Origin of the sequence: Methanosarcina sp. 1.H.A.2.2, from assembly GCF_000979975.1 — an archaeon.
GTDB lineage: Archaea > Halobacteriota > Methanosarcinia > Methanosarcinales > Methanosarcinaceae > Methanosarcina.
The window spans coordinates 1-11,418 of the sequence record NZ_JJQL01000087.1; the positions used below are offsets into that span (position 1 = coordinate 1).

At 39.7% G+C, this 11,418-nt stretch carries 9 protein-coding genes; 5 read left to right on the forward strand and 4 right to left on the reverse strand.

Features of this window, described 5'->3' with window-relative positions; all coding sequences use genetic code 11:
* Positions 1–218: 218 nt before the first annotated feature.
* Complete coding sequence (locus EO93_RS18520; RefSeq protein ID WP_255350230.1) at positions 219–341, forward strand: hypothetical protein; 123 nt, start codon at positions 219–221, stop codon at positions 339–341.
* A 212-nt stretch (positions 342–553) separates the two neighbouring features.
* Here the strand turns inward: EO93_RS18520 and EO93_RS13590 are convergent, their stop codons facing one another.
* Positions 554–853 carry a UvrD-helicase domain-containing protein gene (locus EO93_RS13590; RefSeq protein WP_048163069.1) on the reverse strand — a complete coding sequence of 100 codons (300 nt, stop codon included), beginning with the start codon at positions 851–853 and terminating at the stop codon, positions 554–556.
* Between the two features lie 287 nt (positions 854–1,140).
* Positions 1,141–5,028, reverse strand: a complete 3,888-nt coding sequence (locus tag EO93_RS18565) for a PKD domain-containing protein (protein WP_156161329.1) — start codon at positions 5,026–5,028, stop codon at positions 1,141–1,143.
* A gap of 595 nt (positions 5,029–5,623) precedes the next feature.
* On the opposite strand from EO93_RS18565, the gene EO93_RS13600 reads away from it, so the two are divergent.
* Both EO93_RS13600 and EO93_RS13605 read left to right on the forward strand, forming a co-directional pair.
* The gene (locus tag EO93_RS13600) at positions 5,624–6,223 is read left to right on the forward strand and encodes an NnrU family protein (RefSeq protein ID WP_048136397.1); all 600 of its coding nucleotides are present in this window, start codon (positions 5,624–5,626) and stop codon (positions 6,221–6,223) included.
* A gap of 245 nt (positions 6,224–6,468) precedes the next feature.
* Entirely contained in the window at positions 6,469–6,951 is a 483-nt protein-coding gene (locus tag EO93_RS13605) for a trypsin-like peptidase domain-containing protein (protein ID WP_048163070.1), read from the forward strand.
* Between the two features lie 16 nt (positions 6,952–6,967).
* Here EO93_RS13605 and EO93_RS13610 read toward each other — a convergent pair whose 3' ends face one another.
* Positions 6,968–7,390 (reverse strand): secondary thiamine-phosphate synthase enzyme YjbQ, encoded by a 423-nt coding sequence (locus EO93_RS13610; RefSeq protein WP_048136395.1) that lies wholly within the window; start codon positions 7,388–7,390, stop codon positions 6,968–6,970.
* 762 nt (positions 7,391–8,152) lie between these two features.
* On the opposite strand from EO93_RS13610, the gene EO93_RS13615 reads away from it, so the two are divergent.
* Positions 8,153–8,428, forward strand: coding sequence for a hypothetical protein (locus EO93_RS13615; protein ID WP_156161331.1), 276 nt, complete (start codon positions 8,153–8,155; stop codon positions 8,426–8,428).
* 256 nt (positions 8,429–8,684) lie between these two features.
* Here the strand turns inward: EO93_RS13615 and EO93_RS13620 are convergent, their stop codons facing one another.
* Positions 8,685–9,314: a hypothetical protein gene (locus EO93_RS13620; protein WP_235284272.1), complete on the reverse strand. Its 630-nt coding sequence runs from the start codon at positions 9,312–9,314 to the stop codon at positions 8,685–8,687.
* Between the two features lie 203 nt (positions 9,315–9,517).
* On the opposite strand from EO93_RS13620, the gene EO93_RS13625 reads away from it, so the two are divergent.
* On the forward strand, positions 9,518–10,711 hold the full coding sequence (locus tag EO93_RS13625) for a DUF1015 domain-containing protein (RefSeq protein WP_048163075.1): 1,194 nt from the start codon (positions 9,518–9,520) through the stop codon (positions 10,709–10,711).
* Positions 10,712–11,418: the final 707 nt, after the last annotated feature.

The following is an 11,418-nucleotide window of genomic DNA, read 5'->3' on the forward strand; positions in this document are numbered from 1 at the left end:
GAATCAACGAATTGCCATTAACAAAGGTCAATTATAATTTGACAGTTGGCCATTTAATAAAAATAATTTTATTTTTGAGGACATTTGCGGAAAGTCGGAATTATGAGATTAATTATTAATTTTAAACATTTGTTTCTGAAACCTTCAAACCAAAATATTTAATTGGGTTTAATATACAGTTGGAGGTATAAATTTTATATATGTTAGGGGCACCTCCAATGAAAAAAAGAAAAATGTCGGCAGACGCTGGCAAGACCGGGACTTTGAGTTTTGTCCATGCTGCTGATCTACACCTTGAAAGCATGAAACCTGCTTTCGGCAGGTCGACATTGGAATTTTGAATATGTTTCATGATGCCGTTTTAGAATCTTAGCCAACTATATATTATGTTAAAAGCTGGTTAATGTGTGGCTCAACTTCCACGACATATATAAACACGGATTTATTTTTTCGTTAAAGTTTGGTATGAGAGATTATGTTTGGATCATATGTAAACCTAACAACTACACACAATTATAGAGCATTATTTCAAAATCACCATCAATAGAAATTATCAAAAATTAAATGTCGATCTGTCGAATGAAATATAAAAAGTACTTACCTTCACATTAGCTCCCTGCCCGAGAAGCTCATGGATTTTCTTTTCCATATTTCTGGCAGCTTCCCTTGAAAAAGTAAGGGCAAGAATCTTTTCCGGCTTAATTTCCTGTTTTTCGATCATCCAGGCAATTTTGCCAGTGATGGCAGTTGTCTTACCCGTGCCTGCACCTGCAAGAATTAATAGAGGGCCTGAAGTGTGTTCAACTGCTTCTTTTTGCCTGGGAGTGAGGGTTGTGAGGAGTTCTTCTAACATGGAAACGCTCTGGGACAGTTAGTTTTGTTTATTTTGTATTTCAGAAAGACCAGCATGTATAAAAAATATATTGATGTTTTTAAGCTTCTGGAAACCAAACAATAAATGATCATGTTCACCACAACATACAAGAAAAAATAGGCCGCCTGTACTGGTCTATCCTTGAACAAAAATCATATTCCTCTGGAACAGCCTTTGAAAAAGAGACTCTGAGAATCCCAAACGAACTTAAAAAAAGGTAAGAAATTAGATAGTGGAATCAGTTATCTCCACCATCTAACTGCAATTTATCGTCTTCTATACAAAAACACTCCAAGCAACCCGATAACACAGTAAATCATTTCAAATCCAGGCATGCTTGTTTTTTCCTTCTGCTCAGAAGGCTGCTCAACTTCTGATGCTGTATTGTTTTGTTCAAGATCCTGAGTGTCAGGTTCAGGCAGGATTTCAGTCACGGTTTCTTTTGCTGTATTCTCACCTGTTATTGCAAAGGGCGAGAATCCCGGAGTTTTGGCTGTGAAATACAGATATCTGCCATCTTCTCCTGATTGGCTGGTGGGCAATGGATTCCACTTCTTGTCATTGTACCTGTTCAGGATGATTGAAGACTTGTCAATGCCTTTATCCTGTATCCAGGATTTATCAACTTTGAAACAGATGACTGCGTTTTCGATATTCTTTGGAGTTGCAAATCCACTGTTGCCAACCCAGATATTCAGGTAGTTATAGACTTCACCTGTGGGAGCATCCGGGGTAAGCATAGATCTAATTTTCAGCATCTCAACAGTGGTCTTTGTCCTACCAGCAGTCTTCTTTGAATTGAAGCTCAAATATACAACAGCAGTGGCTTTCTTTGTGAAATCAAACTTTACTTCTTTTCCGTTTGTAATGAACGCCTGTGAAAGTTCCTTTGCTTTGACATTCTTTGCAGGTTCAGGAGAACCACCACCACCGCCGCTGCTTCCTCCGCTACTCTTTCTCTCTACAGCTATTGTCGTAGTTTTTGAATCATTGCCTTTTGCATTGATCGCAGTCAGTTTAGCGGTGTAAGTCCCTGTAGCAGGATACACATAAACAAAGCTTGCCGCGTTTGAGTCCTCGACTCCGTCATTGTTAACGTCCCAGCTCCTTGATGTTGCGTTTTGTGAAAGGTCAGTAAAGAGAACGGCGAGGGGGGCATAGCCACTGGTGACATTTGTGCTAAAGTCTGCTGTCGGAAGTATGTCAATTTCTTTTTCCAGCACAGTTATAACAGCAACTTTTGAATCCGTGCCGTTAAGGTTGCTTACCGTCAGGTTAACGGTATAGTCTCCCGCCAGGGAATAAGTGTGCGTTGGATTCCGATCAGTTGCAGTAGTTCCATCTCCAAAGTTCCAGCTTCTCGATGTTGCGTTTTGTGAACGGTCAGTAAAGAGAACGGAAAGGGGAGCAGAACCGCTAGTGGGATTGGCGGTAAAGTCTGCTACAGGAAGTATGTCAATTTCTTTTTCCAGCACAGTTATAACAGCAGTTTTTGAATTTATGCCGTCAAGATTTCTTACTGTCAGGCTAACAGTATATTTTCCTGCCAGGGAATAAGTATGCGTTGGATTCCGATCAGTTGAAGTAGTTCCGTCTCCAAAGTTCCAGCTTCTCGATAGTGCGTTCTGTGAACGGTCATAGAACTGGACGGAAAGGGGAGCAGAGCCGCTAGTAGGACTGGCGGTAAAGTCTGCTACAGGAAGTATCACAATTTCTTCCAGTACATTTATGACAGCAGTTTTTGAATCCGTACCATTCGGATTGCTTACTGTCAGGTTGACGGTATATTTTCCTGCCAGGGAATAAGTATGTGTTGGATTCCTATCAGTTGAAGTAGTTCCGTCCCCAAATTTCCAGCTCCTCGATGTTGCGTTCTGCGAACGGTCATTGAACTGAACGGCGAGGGGAGCATATCCACTGGTGACATTTGTGCTAAAGTCTGCTGTCGGAAGTATATCAATTTCTTTTTCCAGCACAGTTATAACAGCAGTTTTTGAATCCGTACCATTCGGATTGCTTACTGTCAGGTTGACGGTATAATCTCCTGCCAGGGAATAAGTATGCGTTGGATTCCGATCAGTTGAAGTAGTTCCGTCCCCAAATTTCCAGCTCCTCGATGTTGCGTTCTGCGAACGGTCAGTAAAGAGGACGGAAAGGGGAGCAGAGCCGCTAGTAGGATTGGCGGTAAAATCTGCTGTCGGAAGTATATCAATTTCTTTTTCCAGTACAGTTATAACAGCAGTTTTTGAATCCGTGCCGTTAAGGTTGCTTACTGTCAGGTTGACGGTATAATCTCCTGCCAGGGAATAAGTATGTGTTGGATTCCTATCAGTTGAAGAAGTTCCATCTCCAAATTTCCATGACCAGGATGTTGGAAGTCCGGTTGATGTATCTGTGAATGCTATACTCAGTGGCGGAACTCCGGTTGTTTTATTGCTGGTGAAACTAGCAACTGGAGCCGCAGGTTGAACAACTGTAATTGTTTTAAGCATCGAATCGCTGGAAACGTCATTTGTTACCGTTAGATTAGCCGTATAAGTTCCTGGTGTTGTATATGTATGAGTAACATTTGCAGTACTACTCTTAGGCGAACCGTCCCCGAAATCAAGCAGTTCAGTGGACTGGTTGATACTGTAATCCACAAACGTTACATCTTTCCCGGCCGATAAACGATTTGTAGAAACTGTGAATTTTGCAGTCACATTAGAAAATCTGGAGGGTCGCACCCAGGATGAATCCCCCAGATCTCCCATGTGATAAAATACTCCGCCATTACGACTGGTATAATCTAGAATTGAGTCCAGTCTCGATTCTGAAGTTTGATATCGTCCATCACCAGTTGGAGTAATTGCATGCCCATATAAGACTAATACGCTCCCTGTTGTTATCGCGTGATCAATCCCATATTCTATGGACTGTAAGCTAACATTAGCACTGTTATCTATTTCAACACCATACAGAAGTCGAGCATTGTCCCAATCGTAATAAGCCAGTAATGTTTCATTTACATTATCATTTACAACATCGGGGACTCCCGTTCTGAGTGTCCGGAAATATGGAGCTAGTATTCTATCAGTAGTTGGAGTTCTATGCGAAAAGGGATATGCTAAGGTATAAACCGGATAACCATACCGGGTGATTTCTACGATGTTCGGGAATATTTCCTGGTCTAGAAACTCTTCAGGAGTGTTATTCTGTAGAAATATAACTGAATCTGTGTGGTTATACCCATGTGCAGCTATTTCCCATCCAGCCTCATGAAGTGCATTTAGTTCATCTATTATAGCCTGTGGTCTGTGGCTTACTTTATTTACATTCATAGTGCATGTAGCGTTATACTTTTGGAAAATTGGCAAATGTGTATAACACGTATGAATATTTGCTGCATCGTCCCATGTTAGAACAATGCCTCCGGGTTTATCTGAATCCCTTACGGTGTGGATATCATTCACATATAAATCTAATATCTCAGATGGAGTTAACGTTCTGTCATAAATATAAAAAGAATATATTTCGCCGTTTAGCCCGTACGTAGTATCGGGAGATGATCCTATCGTCCAGTCATCCGTGTTATAGCTGGGGCCTAAAGCAGCTGCAGTATAATCTACACCTTTTCCATTAGAAATTCCATTGATGTACAATTGAGCATGAGAACCATCATATGTCACAATAGCCTCATAATCTTCGTCAGGCTGTATAGGACTTGCACTGCAGCCGAAAATAGCATGACCATCTGCATAAACTTCATATTTCAGTATTGAATCCGTATGGTCAATGCTGAGACTGCATGTGTTATTGCCTTTAGAAACTAAATATGTGCAATTAGTCGGATTGTTAGAATTATAACGGAAAAATACCCCAAATGTTATATATGGATCAGTAAATGCCAGCTGTTCATTGTTAGGTATTGTTATTCTGTTTTGTCCGTTAAAATGTCTTGCCATTTGTCCAGTTGGCAGAATGAAGGTTGTGCTGCCATAATTTGCACCGTTATTTCCGTTTCCGGAGGTGTCAACTATAGTATTTCCAGTGTCTGCAGACCAGTCATAATACACAAGTTGATTTGTATCTGCACACGCAGTGCCAACCAAACTAATTAGAAATATGAGAAATAATCCATATTTTGCATATGGTTTAAAATTGTGATATTTCATTGTGATCAGACCTCATTAAAAGACAATATAAAACGTTTATCTTCTTAATCAAGGATTTAAAAGGCTCCTTTTCCAAATTAGAAGGGAAAAACTTCTTTTTTAGGTTAATTAAGTAAGAATTTTCTTTTTTTAGTTTGTTGCAACTTCAAATTATTCTCAGAGTATGTGCCTGGTATGAACCCCGTGTTTGGACTCTGATATGTTCAAAAATGCTCCTTTGACCAGAAATTCAATTTAACAATATACACACAGCCTGGTTTTGAGCGAGTAATTTAAGGGACACACATTATGAAGATTGTTACACAGACCATATTACAACATCCTAATATTTATACTTAAGTCAGCCGTGTTTTTAGTGTCTTCAGGAATGATTAGAGTTATAAAAAAAGGGTACAAAAAAGCGGTATCGATTTGTATTGTTTGCTCTATATTGAGTGAACTTCTAATATGTATCAGGAATCTATAAAGTAAGATTTTTAGATACTGGTGTGGGAACATTTAGAAAATTGATTAGTACCAGAAAATTTGACAGCCCCATCAGTTCACAAATGCTAAATACCAGGTTATTCAAATTAAAAAATGGGGAATATTGGAATTGGTTTCGTCCACAATTATCCTTGTTTTTTGTCTGGTTGCATTTGCAGCTATTCACAGCCTTACGGCAAGCCTGCCCTTCAAACGCTTCATCATGCGAGTCGTGGGTTCCAGGGCAGAAAGATATTATATGCCGGTATACAGCCTCATCGCATTTGTAACGATAGCGCCGCTCGTCTATCTGCTTATTAAAAATCCGGGGCCGATTCTCTACATAGTACCTTCACCCTGGCTCTGGCTGATGGTCGGGGGACAGCTGATTGCTGTAATCGTTGCTCCCAGAGCACTGCTTGATGCACCCCACAGGTTTAAATTACGCTCACAGCTATCTGCACCAAAGACTCCCGAAGCAGGCCCCCTGAATATCCGGGGCATTTACCGCTGGGTAAGGGACCCTTTCCTGCTCTCAGGCCTGGTCATAATGTGGCTCACGCCCTTTATGACCGTCAATCTGCTTGTCATATACCTTTTGTCTACCATATACCTGTATCTGGGGTCCCTGCACTGGGAAAGCAGGCTTGTGTCACAGTTTGGCGACGAATACCGGGAGTACCAAAAACGAGTTCACAGGATAATTCCCCATTCAGGGGGATATCGTTAAAGAATTTGCATAACCTTCTACTTTATACACCAGCAACCTGTCTCTTCAGTTCAGGCAATACTTCGCTTAGTATTATTTCTGAAACATCCATAGAACGTCCACACCAGGTACGTTTTGTTCCAATAATGAGCAGGCTAACAAATCACAATTTAACGTAAAAACCGGAAATAGAATTAGACATCAAAAATACCATAAACCAGACCTAAGACCAGACCTAAGAAAAATCGGCAGGTTGAGGAAAGCTTATGATAAAATCGGGTGGTTCTTTTTTCTATAAGGGAGAACGCTGTACCATCGGGGCTGTTATCTCGCTCAAAGGATTGCCTTACATGGTCACGGTTTCTCATATATTTCGTCGGGGGGAAGGAGACCATTTAACAGTTGACGGAACAAAACTCGCTGTTACGCGTGTTTTAAAGGATTTTGATTTAGCTTTGATAGAGCTTCCTCCGGCCTGCACGTTTGAAATCACCGAGCTTGGCAGCGCAGCTGAACTGGAGCAGGCTGTGCTTGTTAATGATATCCACGCCATCAATTGCAGGGTGGTTAACGCAGGAGCTTCACTGCTTTTTCTGGGCTTCCAGTGCTATAATATGCCGGAGCCCGGGGACAGCGGTTCTCCGATCCTGCAGACCGGAAAGGTGATAGGGCTTATGTCTTCAGTGACGCTGGACACCTGCATGGGAATTGCAATTTCGTCCAGTATTATCCGCAGCCTGGAAAAATAACGAAATTCCCCGAGAATTAAAATTCCCCAATAATCTGCAGCACGATTTTTCTCAACCTTTCAATCCTGTCAAAATTTATGTATACAATCTGCTGCCAGGTCCCAAGTGTCAATTCTTTTTCAACAAAAGGAACAGTAAGGCTCGGGCCGATGAGCAATGATCTTAAATGAGAACCTCCATTGTAATCACCCCAGGTCTTGTGGTGATGGTAGTCCTTATTCAGAGGGATTAGCTTATCAAGAGTTTCTGAAACGTCTTTTGAAAGGTTTGACTCAAATTCCATTGTGGTTATTGCTCCGGTTGACCCGATGCAGAAGACCGTAACTGTCCCGTTTCTTATTTTGGAGTTTTTGACTTCCTCTGACACCGTTTCAGTAATATCAACAATTCCACAATCTTCTTTTCCAGTGACTGAAATTTCTCTTGTTTCTACAGGCATAAAACGATATTAGCAGGCCAGATTAATATATATTTGCAGAAAAGGGATAAAAATATCTCTCCAAAACATAGCTGTAAAGAGTAAACGGCTTATCACTTTTGGCTTTTTGTTTTATGTAATGTAGAGTTATCTTAGAAAACCCAACTTAGTTCAATCAGAATAAGAAATACTCAGATCTTTTGCCGTATTTCATTGAAATCAACTTTCTAACTCCCAAATTAAGGGCTAACAAAATCCAGTTCTCTGCATTTCCTTATCAAGTAATGGCTTAATTCTCTAAATTCTATCCGAAAACTTCCTTCAGTTTGCACGAAGCTTTCCTGTATGTAGTTTATGTGCGGGAAAGTAATGTAGTATGGATTCCCAGAGAAGATAATTGCAAATATTTTTCTAATGTATTTGGTTTTTTTCGAGATGTACATTGACTAATTTTGCAGAAATCTCTTTCTTGAAGACATCGCAATAAGTAAGATAAATATATCAATAAATCCATAACTTATTAATTAAATTATTTCAGTATATGACTCGCATTGAATTGTTTGTCAAAATTCGGAAATATGTGTGGAATATGCGTAATAGACCAGATAGTCAAATCGGGACTCAGGGAGGGGAAATCGTATAACCAAAAAAACAGATGAAGTCGTGTGTCCAAATCCTGAATGTGAGTATCATCTTAAGGAGGAAGGAAAAGCCGTAATAAAACGTGGAAAATATAAGACCGGACACCAGAGATATTATTGTAAGCATTGTGGGAAATTTTTCATGGAAACAGTCGGTACAGCTGTTTATCGCAAGCATCTGCCCGGAACTGAAATAAGGATGATATATCGGCTTTTTCTCGAAAAAAATGGAATACGAAGTATTGAAAGGATAACAGGGCACCACAGGGATACAATAAGTAATCTGCTAAAAGGGACGGTAAAAAACGAAAAAACAGAAGAATATCTGGTCAAACAGATCGGACTGACAGCTGATGAATGCGAGAAGTTATGGGTGCTTTTAGAAAAAAAGAGGAGTTCTTCCCGAAAGTCAGCTTGAGATAGGTATACGAGTACATCTATAAGTATAGAAACCTTTACGGCTTCCTTAATAAAAGTGATAATTTTCAAATTACAGTACTTTAATGCCAATTACGTAATGATTGGAAAAGACATTTTGTAGTTGTAGTTTTGTAGTTGTAGTTTTGTAGTTGTAGTTTTGTAGTTGTAGTTTTGTAGTTGTAGTTTTGTAGTTGTAGTTTTGTAGTTGTAGTTTTGTAGTTGTAGAAGAGGACAGGGTCAGGATAAGACCATAGTTATAACTCCCCTGCTTGCAGTTCTGCAATATAAGTATCATACGGAGCTGTTGAGTTGCCTGAAATACGTGCGATATAATAATCTGCAGCAATCGAAGCCTGTTGTTCGCGGTTATATTCATATAAATGCAGTTTTGCACCTGGAATGTATCCGTATCCTTCTGTTGCCTGTGCATAAACTGCTTCGACCAGATATTTCGAACCGACGTGTTCCATCTGTGCTATGTGGGCTAATTCATGAATAAGCCACTTCATGTCTGAATTACCTGCAGCGGTCTTAATTTTTTCGTTGAAGTTGATTGTATGAAAGGTGGTAACACCCATGCCCGAGCAATTGTTTATCTTTGCCCCGAGCCAGGCAATTAGCGAATTTTCGTCGATACGCACCTGTCGGTAATTGATGCCGTCTCCAAATACGGTTCGTGCTTCCTGTTCCTCTACCGAAGTTAGCTTTCGGGTATTGGGTTTTATAGTCTGCCATAAAAGGTCCAGGATCTCCGGAAAAATGCAGAGGTCGAGAATTTTTGCGAGAATTCTGCCTATCCGGACAGTATAGGACAACAGGCCCTTCCATATCCATTTACGAAAGCACTTTGCCTCGTTCCCAATCCGGATCATGACAGTTTTCAAATTATCCCACACATTTACATATTATTCCTTACAGAACCTAACACAGGCTGTTCTCGATAAAATAGCTATCTACACAGTACCCTTCAATAAAAAGAGGAGGCTCTATTCTTTGCTTTCAGTATATGCCAAAAGAAGGTATTTAGAGAAGGAGTTTAGGAATGTGTTTAGAAATCTTTATATCTTCTCTTTATTTTTAATTAACCATGATATTGCACGTTCCTCACATTCTTCTTCCAGAGGCTAACTGGAGCGAATGGGCAGTAATTGCCTGTGACCAGCATACTCAGGATATAGAGTACTGGAGAAGAGTAGAAGAATTTGTTGGAGATACTCCTTCTACTCTCAATTTAATTTACCCTGAAATCTATCTTCCTTTAGATGAAAATAGAGTAAATAATATTCATAAGGCAATGCACAATTACAAAGCTACTCTTGTTGATCATGGCCCCTGCTTTGTTCTTGTAAAGCGTGCTGTCTCAGGGAGTGAAAGGACAGGTCTGGTTGTCGCAATCGATCTGGAAGGATACGAGTATGATGGATCTGAATCCTTTATCAGGCCGACTGAAAAAACAATCAAAGAAAGGCTTCCTGCAAGAGTCATGATAAGAGAAAATGCAGAGCTGGAGCTTACGCATGTTCTTGTTTTATACGACGACCCGGACTTTTCCGTTATTCCTCTGAACACAGATAGTCCTGTTTATGAAGGAAACCAGATTTATGATTTTGACCTGATGGAAGACGGCGGCCATATAAAAGGCTTTAAGATCAGCGATGAAAAGACAATTAGGGAGATTTCGGAAAGGATTCAGGCTCTTGGGACCCTCCTTGTTGGAGATGGAAACCACAGCCTTGCTGCAGCAAAGAGTTTCTGGGAGAAAATTAAAGGGACGGTCCCGGACAACCACCCGGCCAGATACGCACTTGTAGAGCTTGTAAACATTCATGATCCGGGGCTTACTTTTGAGCCAATTCACAGGATTGTAAGAGGGGTTGACCCTGGGGAACTGCTTAAAAGGTTCAATGCGAGAATTATAGAAGCTCCATCAGGCAATTCAACTGCCCAATATGCTGAGAGTCAAGTAACCGGACATTCAATCGAATTTATTACAAAAGACAGGCGCGGCGTCCTCATCTTTGATAACCCTGAGCATGACCTGGAGGTTGAAACCCTTGACGAGGTTATTGACGATTATCCGGTTGAATATGAACATGACCCTGAAGTAGTGGAAAAACTCGGAAAAGAGCCTGAAAGTATTGGTTTTTTCCTTCCGTCCTTCAAAAGAAGCGATTTCTTTGCTCTAATAAAAAAGAAGGGGATTCTCCCAAGAAAATCCTTTTCCCTTGGAAAGGAAAACGAGAAAAGGTATTATATTGAAACTAGAAGGATTATGCAGTAATTCTTCCAGTAACCTTTTTTAGTTTCCAGTAACTTTTTTAGTTATTTTATTATCCAGTAACTTTTTTAGTTATTTTAGTATCAAGTAACCTTTTTAGTTATTTAATTATCCAGTAACTTTTTTAGTTATTTTAGTATCAAGTAACCTTTTTAGTTATTTAATTATCCAGTAACCTTTTTAGTTATTTAATTATCCAGTAACCTTTTTAGTAACTGCACTTACAGGTACAAATTTTTCAGTCGTTAGGTACGAGCTACTACATTTAATTCGAGAAGATTTTAACAAAATTTTTTGGTCTTTAAATGCATGTTATTTTAACCCATACGGTTGAGTGCCTGAAAATAAATAGTAAAGATAAAATAGGCTCTTTGAGAATTCAATTGTCGTATTAACAGCTATGAAGTGCATATCTTCCTTCTTGAAAGCTGAATAGGCTTTATCCGGCACTTTGAGCTTACTGAGACGACTAATGCAGTTTTAGTTTCATTCTGGTAGCTGTTAAGGTATAATTTTTCCCGGATATACAGCTTTTAATCAGATTAAGTACTAATTTTTTTGATACAACTGGATTTACAGTTCAATACCGGAAATTTCAAAAACTACAATACAATAATTATAGCCCCCTCTTTACTTCGTTACTCAGAGAAAGCTTGTAATTCCTTCCTTTCTTTAATGCCGTAATTTACAGTTATCCCCACTAAAAGTAC